This is a genomic window from Billgrantia gudaonensis, assembly GCF_900100195.1.
Taxonomy (GTDB): domain Bacteria; phylum Pseudomonadota; class Gammaproteobacteria; order Pseudomonadales; family Halomonadaceae; genus Halomonas; species Halomonas gudaonensis.
This window is the reverse complement of record NZ_FNES01000006.1, coordinates 130,599-154,495: the sequence shown is the minus strand read 5'-3', so window position 1 is coordinate 154,495 and position 23,897 is coordinate 130,599. Positions and strand designations below refer to the sequence as shown.

Genomic DNA, 23,897 nt, shown 5'->3' with positions numbered 1-23,897 from the left:
GGCCCCGCTCGGCGCTAGCCGAGCGGGGCCTGGGTCCCGTTCGGGCAACCGGTCGCACTGGTATCGATTTCCCGGCCGGGCCGAGTGATGGCGGGCAGCCGCCCGCCACCGGGTGTCAGCGCGTACCGGCCGCCATCCACGCCTCCATCATCTCGTCATAGGGAACGGTGGTGCCCTGCGGCATTTCATCATCCAGCTTGGCCTTCGGAGCCCCAGGCTGAGAGAGCCACACTTCCGGGTCCTGCTCGTCATTGAGCTGCGGCGCATAGACCTGGAATACGCCGGCCCGGGCCAGGCGCGCCATCACGCTGTCGATGTCGCCGGCCAGGTTGTCGAGCGCCTCCTGGGGTTCGATTTCACCGCTGACCGCCGGGGCCAGGTTCTGCCACCACAGCGGTGCCATGCGCGGATAGTCGGGCACGTTGGTGCTCGAAGGCGTCCAGTTGGACTCGTTGGGACTGCGATAGAACTCCACCAGCCCCCCCAGCTTGGGTGCCATCTCACTCATCTGATCGGAGAAGATGTCCGATTCGCGAATCGGCGTCAGGCCGGCCATCAATTTTTCCAACGACACCGTCTTGGAAGTGGTGAACTGCCCGAACAGCCAGGCTGCCGTGCGTCGATCCTCCGGGGTGGAGTCGAAGAAGGTCCAGGAGCCCACGTCCTGATAGCCCACCTTCATGCCCTCCTCCCAGTAAGGGCCGGTCGGAGACGGCGCCATGCGCCACTTGGGCGTACCGTCCTCTTCGGTAACCGGCAGCCCAGGGTCGGTCATGTCGGCGGTGAACGCGGTGTACCAGAATATCTGCTGGGCCACGTTGCCCTGGGCCGGCACCGGTCCGGCCTCGCCGAAGGTCATGCCCTGGGCCTCGGGCGGAGCATACTTGTCGAGCCATTCGACCATCTTCGTCACCGCGAACACCGAAGCGGGCGAGTTGGTCGCCCCGCCGCGGCTGACGCTGGCCCCCACGGGACGACTCTCTTCATCGACCCGGATGCCCCAGTCGTCGACCGGATTCCCGAAGGGCACCCCGGGACTGCCCATGCCGGCCATGGAAAGCCAGGAGTCGTGGAAGCGCCAGCCCAGAGAGGGATCACGGCGGCCATAGTCCATGTGACCGTAGACGGTCTCGCCGTCGATTTCGCCGACGTGCTCGGTGAAGAACTCGGCGATGTCCTCGTAGGCGGTCCAGTTGGTCGGCACCCCCAGGTCGTAACCATAGATCTCGCGGAACTGATCCTGGAAATCCTCGCGCTGGAACCAGTCGTAACGGAACCAGTAGAGGTTGGCGAACTGCTGGGTCGGCAGCTGATAGATACTGCCGTCGGGGCCGGTCGTGTACTGAATGCCGATGAAATCATCCAGATCCAGCGTGGGCAGCGTGTAATCGGCCCACTCGTTGTCCATCGCCTCGGAGAGATTGATGGTGGTGCCGTAACGAATATGGGTACCGATGGCATCGGAGTCGTTGACGTAACCGTCGTAGATGTTGCGCCCCGACTGCATCTGGGTCTGCATGTTGTTGACGACGTCCCCCTCACCGATGATGTTGTGAGTCACCTCGATGCCGGTCAGCTCGGTGAAGGCCTCGGCCAGCACGTCGCGCTCGTAGATGTGGGTCGTCAGCCCTTCCGCGACGGTGTTGATCTCCATTCCGCGGAAGGGCTCGGCCGCCTCGGCGAACCACATCAGTTCCTCGATCTGTTGCTCGCGGCTGAGGGTCGAGTTCTGGAAGTGTTCGTCCACCAGGCGCTCGGCAATGGCACGGGCATCATGGTCGTCGGCGTGCAGCGGCGCACTTGCCAGCATGATACCGCTGGCCAGTAGCGACAGTCGTATTGTTGTCGATTTCATGTTGACCTCTTTGGTTGTTGTGGTTCTTTCCATGAACGATTGGCTCCTTGCTTCCCGGTCAGCCCCAGCGCAGCAGTACGAGCAACCAAACGACCGATGCACCGAGAGCCAGCCAGATGCTCAGCGGGGTGAAGCCCACCACCAGTAGATGGAGGTAGGCGGAGGAAAGCAGCCCGATGAAGAGGCGGTCGCCGCGGGTGGTGGCAATTGGTAGAAAGCCCTTGCGCTCCACCGTCGGCGAGACGATCTCCCAGGCGGTCATGCCCATCAGGATGGCGGCTATGGCCGCGAAGAAGAGCGCCGTGGGCGTGGTCCATACCATCCATTCCATGACATCGGCCTCCTCAGGTACGACCCAGGGCAAAGCCCTTGGCAATGTGATTGCGCACGAAGTAGACCACCACGATTCCCGGCAGGATGGTGAGCACCCCGGCCGCCGACAGCGCGCCCCAGTCGATGCCCGAGGCCCCCTTGGTCTGGGTCATCACCGAGCCGATCGGCTGAGCCCCCGTAGAAGTCAGGGTGCTGGCCAGCAGCAGCTCGACCCACGAGAACATGAACAGGAAGAACAGGGTCACGCCGATGCCCGAGCGGATCATGGGGATGAATATCTTCACGAAGAAGCGCGGGAAACTGTAGCCGTCGATGAAGGCGGTCTCGTCGATCTCCTTGGGCACGCTGCTCATGAAACCCTCGAGGATCCACACCGCCAGCGGAATGTTGAACAAGCAATGAGCCAGCGCCACGGCCACGTGGGTATCGAACAGGCCCACGGTGTAGTAGAGCTGAAAATAGGGCAGCAGAAAGACCGCCGGCGGAGCCATCAGGTTGGTCAGCAGCCAGAAGAACAGGTGCTTGTCGCCGATGAACCTGAAGCGACTGAAGGCGTAGGCAGCCGGCAGCGCCACCAGAATGCTGATCAGCATGTTCATCAGTACATAGGCGATGGAGTTGACGTAGCCCATGTACCAGTTGGCATCGGTGAATATCTTCGCATAGTGCTCCAGGGTGAAGTCGCTCGGCCACAGCGTCAGAGCACCGAGAATCTCGCTGTTGGACTGGAACGACATGTTCAAAAGCCAGTAGATCGGCAACAGCACGAAGAGGATGTAGGTCGTCAACAAACCGGTTCGACGCCACTGGCGGACGACCGGTCGTGCCTGACGGCGGCGCTTGGCAGCCACCGCCTCCGCGCGACGGCGCACGGCTTCCGGCGTGGTGGGCAGCGAATCGGACATGTCAGGCCCCCTTCTCTTGCTTGTCTTTCTGCAGGTTCATGATGGCGGTGTAGAATACCCAGCAGACCAGCAGGATGATCAGGAAGTAGATGAGCGAGAAGGCCGCCGAAGGGCCGAGGTCTTGCTGACCAATGGCCATGGTGGTCAGCGACTGACTGAGGAAAGTGGTGGAACTTCCTGGGCCTCCGCCGGTGAGCACGAAAGGCTCGGCGTAGATCATGAAGGAGTGCATGAAGCGCAGCAGTACGCCGATGACCAGTACGTTGGTGAGCTTGGGAAGCTGAATGTAGCGGAACACCGCCCAGCGCGACGCGCGGTCGATGCGCGCCGCCTGGTAGTAGGCATCGGGAATGGAACGCAGCCCGCTGTAACAGAGCAAGGCAATCAGCGGGGTCCAGTGCCATACATCCATCAACACGATGGTGGCCCAGGCATCCACGGCGCTTCTGGTGATGTTGTAGCCGTAACCCAGCTCGCGAAGACTCCACCCCATGAGGCCGATATCGCCTCGGGTGAATATCTGCCAGATGCTGCCCACCACGTTCCAGGGAATGAGCAAAGGCAGGGTGACCAGGATCATCACCACCGAAGCACGCCAGCCCCGTTTGGGCATCAGCAGAGCAATGCCGATTCCCAACGGCACCTCGATGGCCAGAATGGTGAACGAGAAGGCGAACTGGCGCAGCAAGGCGGCCTGCAACGCCGGGTCGTTGAGGGTGGCCTCGAACCACTCGGTACCGGTGAAGAAGCGCGTATGGGCGTCGAAGACATCCTGCACCGAATAGTTGACCACCGTCATCAGCGGTATGACCGCCGAGAATGCCACCAGCAACAGCATGGGCAGGATGAGCAGCCATGCCCGATTGTTGTAGACCTTATTCATGACCGATCTCCACGCGGAAGTCATCGACGTACAGGCCGAGCCGGTTGTCGGGAAACCGCAGATGGGCAGTGCGACGCGGCACCACTCGACCCTCTTCGACGCGAGCCTTCAAGACATGCTCACCCAGACGCAGGGAGAGAATCCGGTAGGTACCGAGATCCTGCGCGTCTTCCACATCGGCCATGACGCTGCCGGCCACCGGATCGGCATGCACCTCGATGAACTCGGGGCGAATGCCCAGCTTGACGTTGGAGGATCTCGCTCCGGCAATGGCATCGCGCAATGCGCCGCTCACGGGAAGGGAAACATCACCGGCCAACACCGCCTCACCTCGCAACGCCACGTCGAGGAAATTCATCCCGGGGCTGCCGATGAAGTAGCCGACGAAGGTGTGCGAAGGCCGCTCGAAGAGTTCGCGCGGCGTACCGAACTGGACCACCTGCCCCTGGTACATCACCGCTATCTTGTCGGCAAATGTCGACGCCTCTAGCTGATCGTGGGTGACATAGACCATCGTGATGTTGAAACGGCGATGAATCTCCTTGAGTTTGCGACGCAGCTTCCACTTCAACTGTGGGTCGATCACCGTCAAGGGCTCGTCGAAGAGGATCGCGGTCACGTCTTCGCGCACCAGGCCGCGCCCCATGGACACCTTTTGCTTCTCGTCGGCAGTGAGGTTGCGAGCCTTGCGCTTGAGCTGGGCGGTCAGCTCGAGCACATCGGCCACCTCCATCACGCGTTCGTGCACGCGCGACTCGGGGGTCTTAACGTTGCGCAGCGGGAAGGCGAGATTGTCGTAGACCGACATGGTGTCGTAGACCACGGGAAACTGGAAAACCTGGGCAATGTTGCGCTCTTCCGGTGGTAGCGCATTGACGTTGCAGCCATCGAACTGGACCTCGCCACTGGACGGCTGCAGCAGCCCCGAAATGATGTTGAGCAACGTCGACTTCCCGCAGCCGGAAGGGCCCAGCAATGCATAGGCCCCGCCCTGCTGCCAGACATGATCCATCTCGCGGATGGCATAGTCCTCGGGCCCCATGGGTTCTGCCAAGTAGGTATGGGCCAAGGACTTGAGAGTGATTTCCGCCATGTCACAGGCCTCCCAGGTGAGAAGGGACATGCACCACGTCACCATGGCGATCGAAGGCATATACCTTATGGATCGGGAAGTGGATGGTGATGCGCTGATCGACATCGAACTCGTGCACACCGCTCAAGTGCACCACCATGGCGAAGAGGTCGTTGGCCACGTGAAGAAAGGTTTCCGAGCCGCTGATCTCGGCCAGCTCGACGCTCACTTCGACCGCCAGATCGTCATCGGCTCGGGGTTGCAGGGAGATGTGCGAGGGGCGCACGCCGAAGTGGTACTCCCCGGGAGGCAGCGAGCGCAGGTCATCGCTGAGGGGAAAGGCAGCCCGTCGGTCGAAAGAGATTTCGTCGCCTGAAATCAGACCACGAATCATGTTGATCGGCGGCTCCGAGAACATCTCGGCACTCGAACGGCTGACCGGTCGATGATAGACGTCTTCCGTACGCCCGTACTGGAGCAGGCGCCCTTCATGCAGCACCGCCGTATTCCCTCCCAGAGCCAACGCCTCCGCCGGCTCGGTAGTGGCATACACGGCAATGCAGCGGCGTTCGTCGAAGAGCGTGCGAAGCTCCTCGCGCAGCTCTTCGCGCAGCTTGTAGTCGAGATTGACCAGCGGTTCGTCGAAGAGAATGACATCGGCATCCTTGACCAATGCCCGCCCCATGGCGGTGCGCTGTTGCTGGCCGCCGGAAAGCTCCAGTGGGGAACGCTCTAGCAGATGCTCGATGTGAAGGAGCTCGGCCGTCTCGCGAACGCGACGGTCGATTTCGGCCCGCTCCACCTTGGCCAGGCGCAGCGGCGAGGCGATGTTGTCGTAGACGCTGAGACCGGGGTAGTTGATGAACTGCTGATAGACCATCGACACGTTGCGGTGCCTTACCGACACCCCGGTGACGTCCCGTCCCTCCATCAGCACGCGTCCGCGGGTTGGGGTGTCGAGCCCGGCCATGAGGCGCATGAGCGTGGTCTTGCCCGCGAGGGTGCGTCCCAGCAGCACGTTGAAGGAGCCAGGCTTGAGCTCCAGATTCACTCCCTCGATGTGAGTGGCGCCACCGACCACCAGGTCGATGTTGTCGAGGATCAATGACATTGCGGATCTCGGCTGTTCTTCGTTGTGTGAATACGCGCAAGGTCGGCGTGGATTCACGATAGTCGAGATTCGCTTTCTTACTCAAATGTATATTACCGAAAAAGCCCTAGCCACCTCGTGCCCTTCCTGCCTTTTTCAACTCAGGCCATTGATTTTCTGAACTTAAAACCAAAAATTGAACTTTCGGCTAAGAGCGGCACGAAACTGGCTGCCTAGGAATCCCGCCAAAAGAAACGGGCACGATGTTCGTATGCGAACATCGTGCCCGAGCAGTGAAAGAAGCGTGCCGGCTCAGCGCGTCCCGAAGATCTTGTCCCCCGCATCGCCGAGACCGGGCACGATGTAGCCGTTCTCATCGAGATGGTCGTCCACTCCGGCAGTATAGATCTCGATGTCGGGATAGGCATCCTGAACGCGCTTGATGCCTTCGGGTGCCGCCACGAGCACGATCACCTTCATGTGCTTGCAGCCACGCTCACGCAGCATGTCGAGGGTCGCCACCATGGTGCCGCCGGTGGCCAGCATGGGATCGATGACGATGGCCAGGCGCTCGTCGAGATCGTTCGCGAACTTGGCGAAATAGGGCACCGGCTCCAGCGTCTCCTCGTCGCGGTAGAGTCCCACCACGCTGATGCGCGCACTGGGAATCAGGTCGGTGACGCCGTCGAGCATGCCGAGACCGGCACGCAGGATCGGCACGATGGTGACCTTCTTGCCCTTGAGCAGCTGCACCGGGATCTTGTTGCCACTCCAGCCGTCGATATCCTGGGTCTGGAGTTCCAGGTCCTGGGTCGCCTCGTAGGTCAGTAGCTTGGCCACCTCGCCGGCCAGCTCGCGAAAGCTCTTGGTACTGATGCCGGCCTCGCGCATCAGTCCCAACTTGTGCTGGACCAACGGGTGCTGGATGGCGTGTACGCTCATGGGTGACCTCATTACGACGGAGTGGGCGGGAACGACCTTCGCCGGATGGACGGCACCGACAAATTGCGCGCCATTTTACCCGTATCACGTCGCGAGGTTAAGCCGAACTGCCCAGGTAGTAAGCCTATCGAGGGGCGTCGGGGCAGGCCAAAGGGGAGATCTTTCGCCAGGGGTGAGGAGCCCTGCTCCGAACGGGCTGGCCATGGATGGCCAGCACCGGTCCTGCAAGCGGAGCAGGATGCGAGAGCGAAGCAGGGCAAAAGTAGCGCCCAGGGAAGGGGTCACAGCGCCTCCCCGCAGGCCTGTCGCCGGATCAGCCCCGAGATGCCTAGGATTCTGGCGTCTCAGGCAGTTGCCAGTCGATGGGCTCGCGGCCGTGCTGCTCGAGAAACGCATTGGCTCGCGAAAAGTGATGGTTGCCGAAGAAACCACGATGGGCGGACAGCGGCGAAGGATGCGGCGACTCCAGCACCAAGTGCCGCGACGCATCCACCAGCGCCTTCTTCTGGCGGGCATGGCTGCCCCACAACAGGAACACCGAAGGCTCGGCGTGGGCGTTGACCGTCTCGATGGCCCGGTCGGTGAAGGTCTCCCACCCCTTGCCGCGATGCGAGCCGGCATTGCCCTGCTGCACCGTCAGCGAGGTGTTGAGCAGCAGCACGCCCTGCCGCGCCCAATGCTCCAGGCAGCCGTGGTTCACTGGCTGAAAGCCGACGTCGGCGGCAAGCTCCTTGTAGATGTTGACCAGCGACGGCGGAATTGCCACGCCCGGCCGCACCGAGAAGCACAGGCCGTGAGCCTGACCGGGGCCGTGATAGGGATCCTGGCCCAGGATCACCACCTTGACCCGGTCCAGCGGGGTCAACTCGAAGGCGCGAAACCAGTTGGAGGAGTGAGGATAGATCACCTTCCTGGCCGCTTTCTCGGCGGCCAGGAAATCGCGCAGCGACTGCATGTAGGGAGCCTGGAACTCGGCCCCCAGCCACTGCTGCCAGCTGTCGGGAAGCGGTGTACTCATCGTTCAGCGCTTGACTTGGTCGGCCAGGGGCTCCACGTAGGCCACCCCCATGTCCCAGGGAAACTGGATCCAGCAGTCCTGAGCCACTTCGGTGAGGTACTGGTCCACCAGAGGCTTGCCTTCGGGCTTGGCATAAACGGTGACGAAATGCGCCTTGGGCAGCATCTCGCGCACCTTGCGCGCCGTCTTGCCGGTGTCCACCAGATCGTCGACCAGTAGCCAGCCCTCGCCATCGTGGTCGATGCCCTTGAGCACCTGCAGGCCGCCCTGATCCATGTGATCGTAGCTCTTGATGCACACGGTATCGATCAGGCGCACATTGAGCTCGCGGGCGATGAGAGCCGCCGGAATCAGGCCACCGCGGGTGATGGCCACGATGCCATCGAAGTCGCGCTCGATCAGCCGATGGCACAACTCGCGCACGTCGCGGTGAAGCTGATCCCAGGAGACGGTGAAGTGCTGGTGATAGCGATGGGTACTCATGGCAGCGTCACTCGTCCTCGGTGAAGGAACACACCGCGAAGACACTGAAACCGGCCTCGCGAATCTTCTCCGACCCACCGATATCGGGCAGATCGATGATGGTGGCGGTCTCCACGACATGTCCGCCACTGCGGCTGATCAGCTTGGCCGCGGCCAACATGGTTCCACCGGTGGCGATGAGGTCATCCACGATCAGGATTCGGTCACCCTCGCGAAAGGCGTCCGAATGCAGCTCCACCTCGGCCTCGCCGTACTCCAGGGTATAGGTCTCGCTGATGGTACGGAACGGTAGCTTGCCCTTCTTGCGCACCGGCACGAAGCTGCAGCCCAATTCATAGGCCAGCGGTGCCCCGATGATGAAACCGCGGGCGTCGATGGCAGCGACCGCATCGATCTCCATTTCCTGGTAGCGGTGCACGAAGCTGTCGATCAGCTTGCGAAACGCCGCACTGTTCTGCAGCAGCGGCGTGATGTCGCGAAAATTGACCCCCGGCTGCGGCCAGTCGGGGACGGTTCGAATCACGGACTTGATGTAGTCGCCGTAGATGCTCATCGCAGATCTCGGTGATGGGTGATCAATCAAGGAACAGGAATTTCAGCACGAACAGCACCGCCAGCACGATAACGGCGGGGTTCAGGTCGCGAAAGCGCCCGGAGAGCGTCTTGATCGCTGCATAGCTGATGAAACCCAGGGCAATGCCTTCGGCAATGGAAAAGGTCAGCGGCATGGCGAGCGCCGCGATCAACACCGGCGCCGCGTCGGTGGGGTCCTCCCAGTTGGCGTGGGCCAGGCTGCCGGCCATCAGCACCGCTACGTAGAGCAGGGCGCCGGCCGTCGCGTAGGCGGGAATGGAGCCGGCCAGCGGCGCGAAGAACAGGCTCACCAGGAAGAGGATCGCCACCACCACGGCAGTCAGGCCGGTACGCCCGCCCGAGGCGATGCCCGCCGCCGACTCGATGTAGCTGGTGGTGGTCGAGGTGCCCAGCAATGCGCCGGCCATGGAGGCACTGCTATCGGACATCATGGCGCGGTTGAGACGCGGCAGTTTACCATCCTTGTCGAGCAACCCGCCGCGCTGGGCCACGCCCACCAACGTGCCGGACGTGTCGAACAGGTCGACGAACAGGAAAGCGAAGATGACGCTGAGCATGGCAACGTCCAGCGCCCCGGCCAAATCCAACGCCAGGAAGGTGGGAGCGATGGAAGGCGGCATGGACATCAGGCCGCCGTATTCGTTGTGTCCCAGCAGCATCCCCAGCACGCTGATCGCCAGGATGCCGATCATCACCGCCCCGGTGACCTTGAGATAGGCCATGGCCGTGATGGCGAAGAACCCCAGCAGCGCATAGATGGCAGCCGGCTCCGAGAGATCGCCCAGCGCCACGAAAGTGGCATCGTTGGCCACCACGATTCCGGCGTTCTGCAGCGCGATCATCGCCAGGAAAAGGCCGATGCCGGCGGCGATGCCCAGGCGCAGCGAGAGCGGAATGGAGTGAATGATCCACTCGCGCACCTTGAACACGCTGAGCAGAAAGAAGATGAAGCCGGAGAAGAACACGGCCCCCAGAGCCGCCTCCCAGCTGTAGCCCATCCCCATCACCACACCGTAGGTGAAGAAGGCATTGAGCCCCATTCCCGGCGCCTGGGCGATCGGGTAGTTGGCCCACAGCCCCATGATCAGACAACCGAATGCCGCCGCCAGGCAGGTGGCGACGAAGACGGCCCCAGAATCCATGCCGGTCTGCGACAGAATGCTGGGATTCACGAAAATGATGTAGGCCATGGTCAGGAAGGTGGTGATCCCGGCAATGACCTCGGTCTTCACGCTGGTATTGTGCTCGGTGAGCTTGAAATGATTGTCGATCAGGCGATTCAGCATGGTGGCATTCCTGCGCGCTAGAGCTGGTCATCGACCAGGGTGCGAGAAAAGCCGCTCATGGTAACCAAAGGGGCCCCGCGATGCGAGGCGGCTGGATCGAGGTCACCCGTGGCGGCACGGTTCGCTCTGTATAAGCAAAGTGCGGGCCATGCGCCAGTTCGGCGACCAACGCAGGCCCGACGAATGTTTCAGCCGGCGGATCTCGAAGCCAGAACGCGCTCCACGGTTTCGACGATGGCCTGAGTCTGCGGGTCGATCTCGATGTTGACGCGATCACCGGGCGCGAGCAATCCCAGCGTCGTGCGCGTCAGCGTCTCGGGAATCAGATCGACGGCGAAGCGAGGCCCGCGCTCACCTACGCCCGGACGCACCTCCCCAATGGTCAGACTCGCCCCGTCCACACCGATGTAGCCCTTGACGAACAGAAAACGCTCCAGCGCGTCGGGCAGCGCGAACCACATCCGGCGATTGTTGGGCGCCTCATCGATTTCCACCAGCTCGGCCATCGCCATGACATGGCCCGACATCGCATGGCCGCCGATCTCGTCGCCGAACCTCGCCGCACGCTCGACGTTGACGCGATGCCCCACCTGCAACGCACCAAGATTGGTCACCGCCAGAGTCTCGCGCATCAGATCGAAGCTGATCCGCTCGCCCTCGATGGCAGCCACCGTCAGACAAACACCATTGTGAGCCACCGATGCACCGCTCTCGAGCCCCTCGCGCAGGGCTTCCGGCAACACCACCACATGCGTGCGGAACGCCTCTGCCTCATGGACGGCGACCACTTCCGCCATTCCCTGAACGATGCCTGTGAACATGGGAAATCCTCACGCTGCTCCCGCGCACGGGAAGATGAACGAGGGCGCAGTGTAGAAAGTCGCGGCCCCAACGTCCATCCAGCAAGACGCCTGATTCACGCGCATTCGAAGCATTACATCGCCCATGAGCCGCTCCATGGTGTTTTTTTCTATCAGTCGTGGTACCACTACCAATCTCATCCGGTTATCGTTGACACTTCGAGCCTTTTGCCTTATTATATCGCGCTACATTTTGGCGCCGATTTGTACCCGGATTGCGGGCGCCTGCGACGAGGTTCTCCTCGGCGTGAAGTGCAGCTAAAAGGGTGTGTCCAGCGTTGATGGCCACCCGGCAGGGTGGCCTTTTTTCACCCGCCGCACTCGCCCGCCCGGCGCCCACCTGGGTGGCATCCATGATTCGACTCCACAACGTTTCCAAGACCTACACGCTCAAGGGGCGTCGCGACGACGGCGGATCTCCGCGAACGGTCCAGGCCCTCAAGCACATCGACTTTCATGTTCCAGCAGGACGGATCCATGGCGTCATCGGCCTCTCCGGGGCCGGCAAGTCGACCCTGATCCGCTGCGTCAACCTGCTAGAACGCCCCACCACCGGTATCGTGACCGTCAACGGCCAGGAGCTGACCGCCCTTTCCGGCCCGGCGCTCAACGCCGCGCGCCACGGCATCGGCATGATCTTTCAGCACTTCAACCTGCTGACCAGCCGTACCGTCTTCGCCAACGTGGCGCTGCCGCTGGAACTGATGGGCATGCGGCGCGGCGAGATCCGCGAGCGCGTCACGCCCCTGCTGGAGCTGGTGGGCCTCGACGACAAGGCCAGCCAATATCCGGCCCAGCTCTCGGGCGGTCAGAAGCAGCGAGTGGCGATCGCCCGGGCACTGGCCAGCCGCCCCAAGGTGCTGCTGTGCGACGAAGCGACCTCGGCCCTGGACCCCCAGACCACCGCTTCGATACTGGCACTGCTGCGCGACATCAACCGCAAGCTAGGGCTGACCATCCTGCTGATCACCCACGAAATGGAAGTGGTCAAGTCGATCTGCCACCGAGTGAGCCTGATCTCCGATGGCGAGCTGGTGGAGGAAGCCGAGGTGGGAGATTTCTTCACGGCACCGCAAACCCGACTGGGCCGCGACTTCCTCAATGACTTTCTCAAGCTCGAGCCACCGCGCGCGCTGATCGACCGCCTCGAAGAGAACCCCAGCCGCCACAGCCATCCGGTGGTTCGCCTGGCCTTCTCGGGCGATGCCGTCTCCACGCCGCTGATCTCGCGCCTCGCACGGGAATGCGGCGTGGACGTGAGCATCCTCCAGGCCAAGGTGGAGTCCATACAGGAACGCACCCTGGGACTGATGATCGCCGAACTGATGGGCTCTTCGGACAAGACCCGCGAGGCCCTCGACTACCTCGAATCCCATGATCTGCACGTGGAGGTGCTCGGCCATGTCCAGCGCAATGATTGACCTGATCCTCGAGGCCACCCTCGACACCCTGTACATGGTGGCCGTTTCCGGCACGATTTCGGCACTGGTGGGCATCCCGCTGGGCGTGCTGCTCTACGTCACCCGCCCCGGCCAGGTACTGGCCCAGCCGGTGACCAGTGCCGTGCTCGGCGTCGTCACCAACATCGGTCGCTCCATTCCCTTCATCATCCTGATGGTCGCCATCATTCCCTTCACGCGGATGCTGGTCGGCACTTCCATCGGCACCAATGCTGCAGCCGTACCGCTGACCATCGCCGCCATCCCCTTCATCGCCCGCCTGGTGGAAGGCGCGCTGAACGAGATAAACCCTGGCCTGGTGGAGGCGGCCCAGTCCATGGGCGCCACGCCCTGGCAGATCATCCTCAAGGTTCTGCTACCCGAAGCGCGCGGCGGCATCTTCACGGCATTGACCGTGACCGTGGTGACGCTGGTGAGCTACTCGGCCATGGCCGGAGCCGTGGGTGGCGGCGGTCTGGGCGATCTGGGCATCCGCTACGGCTACAATCGCTTCAACCCCACCATCATGCTCATCACCGTAGCGATCCTGGTGGTGATGGTGCAGGGCTTCCAGAGTCTGGGTGACTATCTGGTCCGCAAGAGCGACCACAAGTGAGGGCGAAAATTCTCGATTAATAGCTTTTAGCTATTTAATTTGTGTTTTTTATTCCGTTAATATCGAGGCATCACTACAGGAGGTTACGACACATGCGCAAGACACTGCTGAATTCCCTGCTGGCTTCCAGCCTGGCCCTGGGCGCCGGCGGCGCCCTCGCCGACGAGCACGCTATCAAGGTCGGAACCGTGGCCGGCCCCGAGACCGAGGTGATGGAGGTCGCTGCCGAGGTCGCCGAGCGCGAATACGGCCTGACGGTGGAGATCATCGAGTTCACCGACTACGTGACCCCCAACGCGGCCCTTGCCGACGGCAGCCTCGACGCCAACGCCTACCAGCACGAGCCCTACATGCGCTCGATGGTGGAGGATCGCGGCTACGATTTCGCCGTGGCCGGCTACACCTTCGTCTATCCGATCGGCGCCTACTCCGAGAAACACGACAGCATCGACGCACTGCCGAATGGTGCCACCATCGCCCTGCCCAACGATCCTTCCAACGAGGGCCGTGCACTGATCCTGATGCACAATGAAGGGCTCATCGAGCTGGACGATCCGGAGAACCTGGAAGCCACCCCGCTGGACATCGTGGCCAACCCCAACGACTACGAATTCCGCGAGATCGAGGCCGCGCAGCTGCCGCGCGTGCTGCCCGACGTGGACATGGCTTTCATCAACAACACCTTCGCCCAGCCCGCCGGTCTGAGCCTGGACGACGCCCTGATCAAGGAGGGCCCCGAATCGCCCTACGTCAACCTGATCGCGGTGCGTGGCGGCGACGAGGATCGCGAAGCCATCCAGCAGCTGGTCGACGCATACCAGACCGACGAGGTCGAGGCCAAGGCCGAGGAGCTGTTCGGGGCGCAGGCAGTACCCGGCTGGAAGTAACCGCCGCCAATGGCTCGCCACGGGGAGCGCCGGAGGCAAGCCGAAGAGGAGCTCCGATTCCAGGGAAGGAATCGGTAAGCGTACAGGGAAGAATGTACAGCGCCTCCTCGCAGGCTTGCCAACGGATCAACCCCCGAGCGACATCACGATGCGTGTAATCTTTGGGCCGGCCACAGTGCCGGCCCTGCGCGTTCGAGGAGCCGAGATGACACCCGACTATGCCCTGCTCGCCCGCCAGCTCGAAGCGTTGCTCGACACCCGCGACTGGCTCACCAACAGCGCCCAGACCTGCGCCTTTCTCATGCAGGAAGTGCCCGGCCTCAACTGGGTCGGTTTCTACCTTCAGCGCCAGCCCGAGCTGCTTTCGCTGGGTCCCTTCCAGGGCAAGCCCGCCTGCCACCCCATCCCCTTCGACAAGGGGGTCTGCGGTGCCGCCGCGCGCACCCGGCAGACGCAACGCATCGACGACGTCCACGCCGTGGCCGACCATATCGCCTGCGACGCCGCTTCCAACGCCGAGCTGGTGGTACCGATCGTGATCGAAGATCGCCTGTGGGGTGTGCTGGACCTGGACAGCCCTGCCAAGCATCGGTTCAGCGAGGAGGACCAAGCCGGCATCGAGCGGCTGGCCGCCGTGTTCGCCGAGCGTAGCGATCTCGCATAGCGAAACGCCCCGCAGCAGGACTGCGGGGCGTTTGGAAATCTGGTAGGACCAGGCGGATTCGAACCGCCGACCTCCACGATGTCAACGTGGCGCTCTAACCAACTGAGCTATGGTCCTGAATGTGGTTGGCGAATCGAAACTAACGCTGGTAGGACCAGGCGGATTCGAACCGCCGACCTCCACGATGTCAACGTGGCGCTCTAACCAACTGAGCTATGGTCCTATCAAGTGCCATCTCGGCTCGCACGCGGCTGACACGGCGCGTTCTCCGCCGCGGCAACGGCTGCATATATTACCGATTCGGCGGCACTTTGCAAGCGATAACGGCCTCGGAACCTTCACCGCGAACTCTTGACTCGCTCGACCGCCTCCTGCCAGCCGACGTATAGCCGCTCCCGTTCGGCCTCCTCCATCTGCGGTACGAAGCGCCTCTCGCACTGCCACAGTGCCGCGATCTCATCGAGGTCGCGGTACCAGCCCAGGCGTAGACCGGCCAGGTAGGCCGCCCCCAGAGCCGTGGTTTCCAGCACCGTGGGACGGTCCACGCTCACCCCGAGCATGTCGGCCAGGAACTGCATCACCCAGTTGTTGGCCACCATGCCGCCATCCACGCGCAGGGTGTCGGGCGTGACGTCCATGTCGTCGCTCATGCACGCCTGCAGGTCGCGGGTCTGATAGCAGACGGCCTGCAGACCGGCAGCGACGATCTCGGCAATGCCGGTATCTCGCGTCAGGCCGAAAATGGCGCCGCGCGCCTGCGGATCCCAGTGCGGCGCCCCGAGGCCGGTGAAAGCCGGTACCAGGTAGACGCTGTGACCGCTGCGCGTCTGCCGCGCCAGGGCCTCCGTCTCGGCGGCATCGCGAAACAGCTGCAAACCGTCGCGTAGCCACTGTACCGTGGCGCCGGCAACGAAGATGCTGCCTTCGATGGCGAAAGTGGGCTCGCCGTTCAGGCGGTAGCCGACGGTCGTCAGCAACCGGTTGCGCGAGCGTTCGGCCATGTCGCCCGTATTGACGATCATGAAACAACCGGTGCCATAGGTGCTCTTGCCCATGCCGGGAGTGAAGCACGCCTGGCCGAACAGAGCCGCCTGCTGGTCTCCGGCCACGCCGGCAATGGGCAGCTCACCGCCCAGCCAGTGCGGCTCGACGGTGCCGAAGTCGTCGCTGGAATCCTTGACGTCGGGCAGCAGCGACGCAGGAATGTCGAACAATGTCAGCAGCTCCGGGTCCCAGCATTGCTCGTGGATGTTGAACAAGGCGGTGCGCGAGGCGTTGGTCGCATCCGTGGCATGCACGCGCCCACCGGTCAGCCGCCAGATGAGAAAGGTATCGACCGTGCCGAAGGCGAGTTCGCCACGCTCGGCGCGCTCGCGAGCCCCGGGCACATTGTCCAGCAGCCAGGCCAGCTTGGTGGCCGAGAAATACGGGTCGATCAGCAGCCCCGTACGCGACTGGACCGCATCGAGATGGCCGCCGTCGCGCAAAGCCTGACAGGCACCGGCGGTACGCCGGTCTTGCCACACGATGGCATTGTGGAGAGGCTCGCCAGTGGCGCGATCCCAAAGCAACGTGGTCTCGCGCTGATTGGTGATACCGATGCCAGCCACCGCTGCCGCATCGACGCCGGCATGCTCCAGCACCTCGCGGCAAGTCGCCACCACGCTATCCCAGATCGCCTCGGGATCGTGCTCCACCCAGCCGTCACGCGGAAAGTGCTGGCTGAACTCGCGCTGTGCGGTAGCCACACTGCACCCGCGCCTGTCGAACAGAATGGCGCGAGAGCTGGTGGTGCCCTGATCGATGGCTAGCAGATAGTCGGCCATGCGGGCTCCTGTTGAAATGTTCGTTTATAATCATTCAGGGTACGGCAAAATGTTCGGAAATCTCTACGACGATGGTCGCAACGACGGCCCGGAAGCTGCTTGCCCCACGCCAATCGCCTACACTGGCGCCAGCCACAGGGAGACGCCATGAATCAGCAACAACGCCAGGACGCCATCGTCGAGCTGGTGCGCCGTCAAGGCTATGCCAGCATCGAACAGCTCACGGAACATTTCACGGTAACGCCGCAGACCATTCGACGCGATCTCAATGCGCTGTCCACCGAAGGATTGATTCGTCGCGTCCACGGCGGCGCCGGCCTGGAATCGAGCACCGTCAACACCGCCTACTCCACGCGCAAGACGCTCAACCTGGATGCCAAGCAGCGCATTGCCGCCCTGGTGGCCCGGCACATTCCCGACCAGGCTTCTCTGTTCATCAACATCGGCACCAGCAACGAGGTGATTGCCGAGGCGCTGCTCGATCACCATGGGCTGGAGATCATCACCAACAACCTGAACGTCGCGGCGATTCTCCAGCACAAGGAAGATTTCAACGTCATCGTCGCCGGCGGTCAGGTGCGCACTCGCGACGGCGGCATCATCGGTGAAGCCACCATCGATTTCATCAACCAATTCAAGGTGGATTTCGGCATCATCGGTATCAGCGGCATCGACGAGGATGGCTCGCTGCTCGAATTCGACTACCAAGAAGTGCGTGTCGCCCAGGCCATCATCCGGAACTCCCGACAAGTCTTCCTGGCCACCGACCATTCCAAGTTCCAGCGCAACCCGGTGGTCAGGCAAGGCAATCTCGCCCAGTTGGATGCGCTGTTCACCGACCGCGAGCCGCCCGAAGCCATCCTCAGCCTGCTCCAGCAGCACGACGTCACCCTGCACGTCGCCTGAATTCGGCAGCCCCCTTCCCCCGCGCCAAAACGGCTCGCGCCCCAGGCCGCGAGTCATGGCAGTGTGCCATCGCTTGATGTTCGATTTTTTATCGTCTATTTTCGCTTTCAAACATATCGATCCCGACCCACCGCTTGCCCTTTCGGGAGCGTACATGAACGACACCCCCAGCAACCCGCTCGACATCTTCGTGATCGGCGGCGGCATCAACGGCACCGGCATCGCCAACGATGCGGCCGGGCGCGGCCTGGCCGTGGCACTTTGCGAGCAAGGCGATCTGGCCGGCGCGACCTCATCTGCCAGCAGCAAGCTGATCCATGGCGGGTTGCGCTACCTGGAGCATCGGGAATTTCGCCTGGTGCGCGAGGCGCTGCATGAACGCGAAGTCCTGTTGGCCAAGGCACCCCACATCATCTGGCCACTACGCTTCATACTGCCTCATCGTGGCCACCTGCGACCGGCATGGATGCTGCGCGCCGGCCTCTTCCTGTACGACCACCTGGGCAAGCGGCAGCGCCTGCCGAGTTCCCGCGGAATTCGCCTGGGTACCGAGCACGGTTTCGCCGGCGACATCACCCGTGGCTTCGAATATTCGGACTGCTGGGTGGATGACGCTCGCCTGGTGGTTCTCAATGCCATGCAGGCTCGCCAGCACGGTGCCGACATACGAGTGCGCACCCGTTGCGTAGACGCCCGCGAGGTCGAGGGGATTTGGGAGATCACCCTGGAGGACGTCATCAGCGGCCGGATCACCCGACGGTACGCCCGCGTACTGGTCAATGCGACCGGACCCTGGGTCGACCGAATCGTACGCGAGCGAACCCACCGCCGTTCGCGCCACAGCGTACGCATGATCCGTGGCAGCCATATCATCGTGCCGCGCCGCAACCCCGATGCGCGCGCCTACATCCTGCAGCACACCGACAAGCGAATCGTGTTCGTGCTGCCCTACGAAGACGATTTCAGCCTCATCGGCACGACCGACTGCCGCCATGACGACGACCCAGCCAGCGCAGCCGCCAGCGATGCGGAGATCGACTACCTGCTGTCGGTGGTCAACGAGCACTTCCGTACACCGCTCACCCGCGGCGACGTGCTGCGTACCTTCTCGGGAGTCCGCCCGCTGTGCGACGACGAATCGGCCGAGCCCACCGCCATGACACGCGACTATACCCTGGATCTCGACGACGCTGGGGCCCCGCTACTCTCGGTGTTCGGCGGCAAGATCACGACGTACCGCAAGCTCGCCGAGGCGGCCCTTCATAGCCTTGCGCCCCACTTGCCGACCATGGGCGCGCCCTGGACGAGCGCTTACCCCCTGCCGGGAGGCGACATCGACAGCCAAGTCGCTTTCCAGCAAGAGCTACGTCGCGACTTCCCCTTCCTGAGCGAAGATCAGGTGCAGCGCTTTTCGCGCACCTACGGCTCACTGTGTCGGCGTTTCCTCGCCGATGCCGATCGTCAGGACGATCTGGGCGAGGCTCTGGGCGCGGGTCTGACGGAGGCCGAAGTCGACTACCTCATCGATCAGGAGTGGGCACGGGATGTCAGCGACATCCTGTGGCGCCGCAGCAAGCTCGGCCTGCGCCTGAGTCCGGCCCAGCGCAACCGTCTCGAAGACTATCTGGCCCAGCGGCGCCACGAACCCGCCGCCTGAGCGCCCTGGCCTGGCAGCCGATGGCTACTCCGGGATGCCGCCCCGCGTCAGCGCCACCGGGTCGAGCAGCCGTTCGAGCTCCTCCCGCGACAGATCCGTCTGCTCCTCGGCGACGTCGATGATCGGCCGACCTGCCTGGTAGGCCGACTTGGCGATGGCGGCGGCCGCATCGTAGCCGATCACCGAGTTGAGCGCCGTCACCAGGATGGGGTTGCGCGACAGAGGCTCCGCCAGATTCGCCTCGCGCACCTTGAAGGTGGCAATGGCCCGCTCGGCCAGCAGCCGCGATACATTCGTCATCAGGGTGACCTGGGTCAGCAGGTTGCTGGCGACCAGTGGCAACATGACGTTGAGCTGAAAGTTGCCGCTCTGGCCGGCCACGGTAATGGCGGTATCCAGACCGATCACCTGCGCCGCCGCCTGAGCCGCAGACTCGGGAATCACCGGGTTGACCTTGCCGGGCATGATCGAGCTGCCGGGCTGTAGCGCTTCGAGCTCGATCTCGCCGAGCCCCGCCAGCGGACCGGAGTTCATCCAGCGCAGGTCGTTGGCGATCTTCATGATCACGCAGGCCAGGCCTCGCAACTGACCGGAGAGCTCCACGGCGGCGTCTTGGCTACCCAGGCTGGCGAAGAAGCTGTCGTTGGGGGACAACGACAGGCCGGTCTGCTCGCTCAATGCCCGCGCCATGCGCTCGGCAAATTCAGGATGCGCATTGATGCCGGTACCCACGGCCGTGCCGCCCTGAGCCAAGCGCGTCAGACGCAGCATCGCACCGTCGAAGCGCTCGATCGCCTGACCCACCTGGCTCGACCAGCCACCCAGCTCCTGACTCATGCGCAGTGGCATGGCGTCCATCAGGTGGGTGCGTCCCGTCTTCACCACCCCGTCGAGCTCGACGGCACGGGCATCGATGGTCTGGCGCAGCTGCACCAGCGCCGGTCGCAGCGACACGGTGACCGCCAACGCTGCAGACAGGTGTAGTGCCGTGGGGATGACATCGTTGCTCGACTGCCCCATGTTGACATGGTCATTGGCCCCGACAGAAAGGCCGTCGCGACTGGCCAGGGTGGCGATCACCTCGTTGACGTTCATGTTGCTCGAGGTGCCCGAGCCGGTCTGAAACACGTCGACCGGAAACTGGTCATCGTGTTGTCCGTCGACGATGGCCTGTGCCGCCTCGATGATGGCCTCGGCTCGCTCGGCATCCAGGAGCCCCAGCTCGGCATTGACCTGTGCCGCAGCGAGCTTGATGCGGGCAATGGCGTGGATGAACGACGCTGGCAGCGGCTGGCCAGAAACAGGGAAATTGTTGATGGCACGCTGCGTCTGGGCACCATAGAGCGCGTCGCGCGGGACCGCCAGTTCGCCCATGCTGTCGCGCTCGATTCGTTGCTCGCTCATGATCGTCTCCTTGCAGGGGATCGAAAGACCTCATAGCAGCATCGTGCTCCCACCCGTGGCTTTCAAGGTCACCCGCTCGCAGACGACGGCCTTGCCTTCTCTCCGCGAGGCGAAGACGAGGGCTCGCAAGACATGTTGCAATGCACAAAACGAACTGCTATGTTGCACTGCAACAGACGCACCGCATGGCCATCCAGCCATGCCAACGCCACATTGCCTTGCCATTCGAACGGAGGTCGTCCATGACCCACTTCAATACTCAACAGTTCACCCAACAGTTCGAAACTCTTTTCTTCGGCCCGGCTCGCGCCTATGCCGCACTGGGTATCGACTACACCGAGAAGTTGACCAACGCCCAGTTCGAGGCCGGCAAGAGCTATGCCGACACTTGCCTCGCTCAGGTGCGCGACTTCCTCGACGTCAAGGACGCCGAAGGCCTGCGCAGCTACCTGGAAGGCCAGCAGAAAGTCGCCAAGGAACTGACCGAACGCCTGAAGGGGGATGCCGAGAAAGTCGTCGCCCTGCAGCAAGACTTCGTGCAGCAGAGCCAGAAGCTGACCGAGACCAGCGTCAAGCAAGCCCAGGAAACGGCCACCAAGGCCGCCAAGTAACGTCCGACGGCGCGACGTTGTCGATCGCAGGGCCCGCCAATCGGCGGGCCCTGCGCGTTGTGCGGCACCACTCGAGACTGTCCCGGCCTGTCAGCGACGGCGGTGCATCGGCTATCCTCGAGATGCACGGGGCCAACGATCACGAGGACCGCACACCATGAAAGCCTGGATCATCGCCATGCTGCTGGGCCTGACGCTGGCCGGCTGCCAGATGATGGAGCCACGCTCCACCACCTCGCCCGAGCGTATCGAGGTCATCGACCGCAGCGAGCCGACCCCTAGCGAGCCCGAGCCAGAAAAGCGGCCCTCTTCCTCGGATCGAGTGGCCCGCAAGGTGGCTTTTCCCGAGTCCGAATACGCCCGTCTGGAAAAGTGCGGAACGGCAGCGATCAGCGGTCGTCTGACCGTTGGTGGCAGGGCTGCTGCCCAGGCCGCCATTGCCGTCGCCCCCGTCACCACCTACTCAGCCGAAGCGGCCGAAAAGGCTCTCGCCGGCGTCGCCGTGGAGCCGGCCGACCCACGCGCCCGCGAATACACCCATACCACGCGTACCGACGGCAGCGGACGCTTCAAGCTCTCCGGCCTGCCGTCCGGCGAGTTCTACGTTTCGGGCAGCGTCGAGAATCCGCGCAGCGGGAATCCCGGCATCGTGATTCGCCAGGTCTCGCTCGGTCCGGGCCAGCATCTCCAGCTCGAACTGAGTCGCTGACTCACCAGCCCAGCGCCTGTTTGACGAAAGGAATCGTCAACTTGCGCTGAGCGGAGAGCGAGGCGCGGTCGAGAATCGCCAGCGATTCGCAAAGCTCGCCCAGCTCGCGCGGACCGCGATGCAACATATAGCGCGCCACCTCACCGGAGAGCTGCATGCCGCGCACCCGCGCACGCAGCTGCAAGGCGGCCAAGCGCTCCTCGTCGTCGAGCGCCTTGACGTGGTAGGTCATGCCCCAGGAAAGCCGCGAGGCGAGATCCGCCAGCTCGACCGGCAACTGCCGCGGCGGGGCAGCCGCCGCTATCACCAGGCGTCGCCCCGCATCGCGTAGCCGGTTGAAGGCGTGAAAGAGCCCCTCCTCCCAACGTCGGCGACCCACTACGGTTTCCAGATCGTCGATGGCCACCAGATCCAGTCTCTCGACTTCCTCCAGCATGAGCGGCGGGAAATGGCCCAGCTCGCGCAGCGGCAGGTAGAGGGCACGGCGGTCCCGGTCCGAGGCCGCATGGCAGGCCGCCTGCAGCAGATGGCTACGCCCCGTCCCTGCCGCCCCCCACAGGTAGAGAAACGGCTCTCCCTCGCCATCGAGCTGACGCACGAGCCGATCGACCAGGCTGGCATTGGGCCCGGCGTGGAAGTTGGCGAAGGTGGCATCATCGCGCAGCCCCACGCCCAGCGGCAGCTGCGCGGGTGCTCGACTCATGGCGACTCCTCGTCGTGGGGGCGCTCCGGCCGACTGACATCGTACAAGCGGCTGCGCTTGTAGCGATCGTTGAGTTCCCGCAAGAGTACCATGATCACCGCTGCCGCCGGCAGCGCCAGCAATACGCCAGTGAAGCCGAAGAGGTTGCCCCCAGCCAGTACGGCAAAGATCACCGCCACCGGGTGCAGGCCGATCTTGTCGCCGAGCAGCTTGGGTTGCAGTACCACGCTCTCGACAACCTGACCGGAGGCGAATACCGCCGCCACGCCCAGCAGCATCAGCCAGTCACCGAACTGGAAGAAAGCCACCAGCCCGGCAACGCTGATCCCCACGATCACGCCCAGGTAGGGAACGATGCTCGCCAGGCCCGACAGCAGGCCGATCAACAGCCCGAAGCGCACGCCAAGCAGAGTCAGGCCGATGGCGTAGATCACGCCCAGGCACAGCATCACGACCAGTTGCCCGCGCAGGAAGGCGGAAAGCACCTCGTCGCACTGTCCGGCCAGACGCACCGCATCGGGCTCCCAGCGCCGCGGCAACGCCGCACGCACCTTGGCGACGATGACGTCCCAATCGAGCAGCAGGTAGAAGGTGACCACCGGAATCAGCGCCAGATTGCCGATCCACCCCACCAGAGCGAGCCCCGAACGCGACACCTGGGCGAGCAGCGTCGCCGCCGCAGTGCCGGTCTCCCGCCAGTTGTCGACCACTGCCTGGCGCAGCTGACCGATGTCGGTGGAGAGATCCAGGCCCGTCAGCGCCTGAATTCGCGGCACCACGCTCTGCTCGACCCAGTTGAGCACCGCCGGCAACGAATCGATCAGTTGGCCGAGCTGGCGACCGAGTATGGGCAGCACGAGAAGCAGGGTGATCACCACGACGAGCGTCAACAGCAGGAATACCAGGGCCACGGCCAGGCGGCGCGACAGGCCGCGACTCTCCAGCCAATCGGCCAGGGGATCGCCCAGGTAGGCGAGGATCATGCTGACGAAGAAAGGCATCAGCACCGGTTCGATGCTGACGAAAAACCACAGCACCAGCGCTGTCAGGCCGATGGCCACCCACCACTCTCTGCGCATCCCGCTCTCCCTGTGTCGCGGCGCCCCTGGCGGCTGCCAGTCGCTTGCCATGATGCTACAATTTCGACCCCGATC

General features: G+C 63.3%; 24 protein-coding genes and 2 tRNA genes. 8 read left to right on the top strand and 18 right to left on the bottom strand.

Annotation, left to right across the window (positions count from 1 at the left end):
• Positions 1-115: 115 nt before the first annotated feature.
• The 12 genes from BLP96_RS09330 to BLP96_RS09275 all read right to left on the bottom strand — a co-directional run bounded on the left by BLP96_RS09330 (position 116) and on the right by BLP96_RS09275 (position 11,282).
• On the bottom strand, positions 116-1,855 hold the full coding sequence (locus BLP96_RS09330; RefSeq protein ID WP_089685421.1) for an ABC transporter substrate-binding protein: 1,740 nt from the start codon (positions 1,853-1,855) through the stop codon (positions 116-118).
• A 58-nt stretch (positions 1,856-1,913) separates the two neighbouring features.
• Complete coding sequence (locus BLP96_RS09325) at positions 1,914-2,186, bottom strand: DUF2160 domain-containing protein (RefSeq protein WP_089685419.1); 273 nt, start codon at positions 2,184-2,186, stop codon at positions 1,914-1,916.
• Between the two features lie 13 nt (positions 2,187-2,199).
• Complete coding sequence (locus BLP96_RS09320) at positions 2,200-3,093, bottom strand: carbohydrate ABC transporter permease (protein ID WP_089685417.1); 894 nt, start codon at positions 3,091-3,093, stop codon at positions 2,200-2,202.
• Position 3,094: 1 nt separating this feature from the next.
• Positions 3,095-3,976 carry a carbohydrate ABC transporter permease gene (locus BLP96_RS09315; RefSeq protein WP_089685415.1) on the bottom strand — a complete coding sequence of 294 codons (882 nt, stop codon included), beginning with the start codon at positions 3,974-3,976 and terminating at the stop codon, positions 3,095-3,097.
• A complete protein-coding gene (locus BLP96_RS09310; RefSeq protein WP_089685413.1) occupies positions 3,969-5,069 on the bottom strand; it encodes an ABC transporter ATP-binding protein in 1,101 nt (366 codons plus the stop codon). Before BLP96_RS09310 ends, BLP96_RS09315 begins: the two co-directional genes overlap by 8 nt.
• A 1-nt stretch (position 5,070) precedes the next feature.
• Positions 5,071-6,159, bottom strand: coding sequence for an ABC transporter ATP-binding protein (locus tag BLP96_RS09305; RefSeq protein ID WP_089685411.1), 1,089 nt, complete (start codon positions 6,157-6,159; stop codon positions 5,071-5,073).
• Between the two features lie 291 nt (positions 6,160-6,450).
• Positions 6,451-7,080 carry a uracil phosphoribosyltransferase gene (gene upp / locus BLP96_RS09300; RefSeq protein ID WP_089685409.1) on the bottom strand — a complete coding sequence of 210 codons (630 nt, stop codon included), beginning with the start codon at positions 7,078-7,080 and terminating at the stop codon, positions 6,451-6,453.
• Between the two features lie 328 nt (positions 7,081-7,408).
• Positions 7,409-8,098, bottom strand: a complete 690-nt coding sequence (gene ung, locus BLP96_RS09295) for a uracil-DNA glycosylase (protein WP_089685407.1) — start codon at positions 8,096-8,098, stop codon at positions 7,409-7,411.
• Positions 8,099-8,101: 3 nt separating this feature from the next.
• Positions 8,102-8,581 (bottom strand): xanthine phosphoribosyltransferase, encoded by a 480-nt coding sequence (gpt, locus tag BLP96_RS09290; RefSeq protein ID WP_089685405.1) that lies wholly within the window; start codon positions 8,579-8,581, stop codon positions 8,102-8,104.
• A gap of 7 nt (positions 8,582-8,588) precedes the next feature.
• The gene (locus BLP96_RS09285; protein ID WP_089685403.1) at positions 8,589-9,134 is read right to left on the bottom strand and encodes an adenine phosphoribosyltransferase; all 546 of its coding nucleotides are present in this window, start codon (positions 9,132-9,134) and stop codon (positions 8,589-8,591) included.
• 22 nt (positions 9,135-9,156) lie between these two features.
• Positions 9,157-10,461 carry an NCS2 family permease gene (locus BLP96_RS09280; RefSeq protein ID WP_089685401.1) on the bottom strand — a complete coding sequence of 435 codons (1,305 nt, stop codon included), beginning with the start codon at positions 10,459-10,461 and terminating at the stop codon, positions 9,157-9,159.
• Between the two features lie 188 nt (positions 10,462-10,649).
• On the bottom strand, positions 10,650-11,282 hold the full coding sequence (locus BLP96_RS09275) for a riboflavin synthase subunit alpha (RefSeq protein WP_089685398.1): 633 nt from the start codon (positions 11,280-11,282) through the stop codon (positions 10,650-10,652).
• Positions 11,283-11,674: 392 nt separating this feature from the next.
• Between BLP96_RS09275 and BLP96_RS09270 the strand changes: the two genes are divergently transcribed.
• The 4 genes from BLP96_RS09270 to BLP96_RS09255 all read left to right on the top strand — a co-directional run bounded on the left by BLP96_RS09270 (position 11,675) and on the right by BLP96_RS09255 (position 14,927).
• Complete coding sequence (locus tag BLP96_RS09270; RefSeq protein ID WP_089685551.1) at positions 11,675-12,742, top strand: methionine ABC transporter ATP-binding protein; 1,068 nt, start codon at positions 11,675-11,677, stop codon at positions 12,740-12,742.
• The gene (locus tag BLP96_RS09265; protein ID WP_089685396.1) at positions 12,723-13,376 is read left to right on the top strand and encodes a methionine ABC transporter permease; all 654 of its coding nucleotides are present in this window, start codon (positions 12,723-12,725) and stop codon (positions 13,374-13,376) included. The genes BLP96_RS09270 and BLP96_RS09265 overlap by 20 nt, the downstream gene beginning before the upstream one ends.
• 92 nt (positions 13,377-13,468) lie before the next feature.
• Positions 13,469-14,263 (top strand): MetQ/NlpA family ABC transporter substrate-binding protein, encoded by a 795-nt coding sequence (locus BLP96_RS09260; protein ID WP_089685394.1) that lies wholly within the window; start codon positions 13,469-13,471, stop codon positions 14,261-14,263.
• A gap of 205 nt (positions 14,264-14,468) precedes the next feature.
• Positions 14,469-14,927 (top strand): GAF domain-containing protein, encoded by a 459-nt coding sequence (locus BLP96_RS09255; RefSeq protein WP_089685392.1) that lies wholly within the window; start codon positions 14,469-14,471, stop codon positions 14,925-14,927.
• 40 nt (positions 14,928-14,967) lie between these two features.
• Here BLP96_RS09255 and BLP96_RS09250 read toward each other — a convergent pair.
• The 3 genes from BLP96_RS09250 to glpK form a co-directional block, all read right to left on the bottom strand.
• Positions 14,968-15,044 (bottom strand) — tRNA-Val (locus BLP96_RS09250).
• A gap of 29 nt (positions 15,045-15,073) precedes the next feature.
• Positions 15,074-15,150: transfer RNA gene (locus BLP96_RS09245), tRNA-Val, on the bottom strand.
• 115 nt (positions 15,151-15,265) lie between these two features.
• Positions 15,266-16,753, bottom strand: a complete 1,488-nt coding sequence (gene glpK / locus BLP96_RS09240; protein WP_089685390.1) for a glycerol kinase GlpK — start codon at positions 16,751-16,753, stop codon at positions 15,266-15,268.
• A 147-nt stretch (positions 16,754-16,900) separates the two neighbouring features.
• Between glpK and BLP96_RS09235 the strand changes: the two genes are divergently transcribed.
• Positions 16,901-17,659 carry a DeoR/GlpR family transcriptional regulator gene (locus BLP96_RS09235; protein ID WP_089685388.1) on the top strand — a complete coding sequence of 253 codons (759 nt, stop codon included), beginning with the start codon at positions 16,901-16,903 and terminating at the stop codon, positions 17,657-17,659.
• 154 nt (positions 17,660-17,813) lie between these two features.
• On the top strand, positions 17,814-19,316 hold the full coding sequence (gene glpD / locus BLP96_RS09230; RefSeq protein ID WP_245682212.1) for a glycerol-3-phosphate dehydrogenase: 1,503 nt from the start codon (positions 17,814-17,816) through the stop codon (positions 19,314-19,316).
• A gap of 24 nt (positions 19,317-19,340) precedes the next feature.
• On the opposite strand, the gene BLP96_RS09225 is transcribed toward glpD, so the two are convergent.
• On the bottom strand, positions 19,341-20,720 hold the full coding sequence (locus tag BLP96_RS09225; RefSeq protein WP_089685384.1) for a class II fumarate hydratase: 1,380 nt from the start codon (positions 20,718-20,720) through the stop codon (positions 19,341-19,343).
• A 242-nt stretch (positions 20,721-20,962) separates the two neighbouring features.
• Between BLP96_RS09225 and BLP96_RS09220 the strand changes: the two genes are divergently transcribed.
• Both BLP96_RS09220 and BLP96_RS09215 read left to right on the top strand, forming a co-directional pair.
• Positions 20,963-21,331: a phasin family protein gene (locus BLP96_RS09220; RefSeq protein WP_089685382.1), complete on the top strand. Its 369-nt coding sequence runs from the start codon at positions 20,963-20,965 to the stop codon at positions 21,329-21,331.
• Positions 21,332-21,488: 157 nt separating this feature from the next.
• Entirely contained in the window at positions 21,489-22,040 is a 552-nt protein-coding gene (locus BLP96_RS09215) for a carboxypeptidase-like regulatory domain-containing protein (RefSeq protein WP_089685381.1), read from the top strand.
• 1 nt (position 22,041) lies between these two features.
• On the opposite strand, the gene hda is transcribed toward BLP96_RS09215, so the two are convergent.
• Together hda and BLP96_RS09205 are read right to left on the bottom strand one after the other, a co-directional pair.
• Positions 22,042-22,743, bottom strand: a complete 702-nt coding sequence (hda, locus tag BLP96_RS09210; protein WP_089685379.1) for a DnaA regulatory inactivator Hda — start codon at positions 22,741-22,743, stop codon at positions 22,042-22,044.
• Positions 22,740-23,822 carry an AI-2E family transporter gene (locus BLP96_RS09205; RefSeq protein ID WP_089685377.1) on the bottom strand — a complete coding sequence of 361 codons (1,083 nt, stop codon included), beginning with the start codon at positions 23,820-23,822 and terminating at the stop codon, positions 22,740-22,742. Before BLP96_RS09205 ends, hda begins: the two co-directional genes overlap by 4 nt.
• Between the last annotated feature and the right edge of the window lie 75 nt (positions 23,823-23,897).

What these genes read in the sequence shown, in the direction of transcription:
- BLP96_RS09330 (WP_089685421.1), bottom strand. Translation starts at nt 1,855, where the DNA reads ATGAAATCGACAACAATACGACTGTCGCTACTGGCCAGCGGTATCATG.
- BLP96_RS09325 (WP_089685419.1), bottom strand. Translation starts at nt 2,186, where the DNA reads ATGGAATGGATGGTATGGACCACGCCCACGGCGCTCTTCTTCGCGGCC.
- BLP96_RS09320 (WP_089685417.1), bottom strand. Translation starts at nt 3,093, where the DNA reads ATGTCCGATTCGCTGCCCACCACGCCGGAAGCCGTGCGCCGTCGCGCG.
- BLP96_RS09315 (WP_089685415.1), bottom strand. Translation starts at nt 3,976, where the DNA reads ATGAATAAGGTCTACAACAATCGGGCATGGCTGCTCATCCTGCCCATG.
- BLP96_RS09310 (WP_089685413.1), bottom strand. Translation starts at nt 5,069, where the DNA reads ATGGCGGAAATCACTCTCAAGTCCTTGGCCCATACCTACTTGGCAGAA.
- BLP96_RS09305 (WP_089685411.1), bottom strand. Translation starts at nt 6,159, where the DNA reads ATGTCATTGATCCTCGACAACATCGACCTGGTGGTCGGTGGCGCCACT.
- upp (WP_089685409.1), bottom strand. Translation starts at nt 7,080, where the DNA reads ATGAGCGTACACGCCATCCAGCACCCGTTGGTCCAGCACAAGTTGGGA.
- ung (WP_089685407.1), bottom strand. Translation starts at nt 8,098, where the DNA reads ATGAGTACACCGCTTCCCGACAGCTGGCAGCAGTGGCTGGGGGCCGAG.
- gpt (WP_089685405.1), bottom strand. Translation starts at nt 8,581, where the DNA reads ATGAGTACCCATCGCTATCACCAGCACTTCACCGTCTCCTGGGATCAG.
- BLP96_RS09285 (WP_089685403.1), bottom strand. Translation starts at nt 9,134, where the DNA reads ATGAGCATCTACGGCGACTACATCAAGTCCGTGATTCGAACCGTCCCC.
- BLP96_RS09280 (WP_089685401.1), bottom strand. Translation starts at nt 10,461, where the DNA reads ATGCTGAATCGCCTGATCGACAATCATTTCAAGCTCACCGAGCACAAT.
- BLP96_RS09275 (WP_089685398.1), bottom strand. Translation starts at nt 11,282, where the DNA reads ATGTTCACAGGCATCGTTCAGGGAATGGCGGAAGTGGTCGCCGTCCAT.
- BLP96_RS09270 (WP_089685551.1), top strand. Translation starts at nt 11,675, where the DNA reads ATGATTCGACTCCACAACGTTTCCAAGACCTACACGCTCAAGGGGCGT.
- BLP96_RS09265 (WP_089685396.1), top strand. Translation starts at nt 12,723, where the DNA reads ATGTCCAGCGCAATGATTGACCTGATCCTCGAGGCCACCCTCGACACC.
- BLP96_RS09260 (WP_089685394.1), top strand. Translation starts at nt 13,469, where the DNA reads ATGCGCAAGACACTGCTGAATTCCCTGCTGGCTTCCAGCCTGGCCCTG.
- BLP96_RS09255 (WP_089685392.1), top strand. Translation starts at nt 14,469, where the DNA reads ATGACACCCGACTATGCCCTGCTCGCCCGCCAGCTCGAAGCGTTGCTC.
- glpK (WP_089685390.1), bottom strand. Translation starts at nt 16,753, where the DNA reads ATGGCCGACTATCTGCTAGCCATCGATCAGGGCACCACCAGCTCTCGC.
- BLP96_RS09235 (WP_089685388.1), top strand. Translation starts at nt 16,901, where the DNA reads ATGAATCAGCAACAACGCCAGGACGCCATCGTCGAGCTGGTGCGCCGT.
- glpD (WP_245682212.1), top strand. Translation starts at nt 17,814, where the DNA reads ATGAACGACACCCCCAGCAACCCGCTCGACATCTTCGTGATCGGCGGC.
- BLP96_RS09225 (WP_089685384.1), bottom strand. Translation starts at nt 20,720, where the DNA reads ATGAGCGAGCAACGAATCGAGCGCGACAGCATGGGCGAACTGGCGGTC.
- BLP96_RS09220 (WP_089685382.1), top strand. Translation starts at nt 20,963, where the DNA reads ATGACCCACTTCAATACTCAACAGTTCACCCAACAGTTCGAAACTCTT.
- BLP96_RS09215 (WP_089685381.1), top strand. Translation starts at nt 21,489, where the DNA reads ATGAAAGCCTGGATCATCGCCATGCTGCTGGGCCTGACGCTGGCCGGC.
- hda (WP_089685379.1), bottom strand. Translation starts at nt 22,743, where the DNA reads ATGAGTCGAGCACCCGCGCAGCTGCCGCTGGGCGTGGGGCTGCGCGAT.
- BLP96_RS09205 (WP_089685377.1), bottom strand. Translation starts at nt 23,822, where the DNA reads ATGCGCAGAGAGTGGTGGGTGGCCATCGGCCTGACAGCGCTGGTGCTG.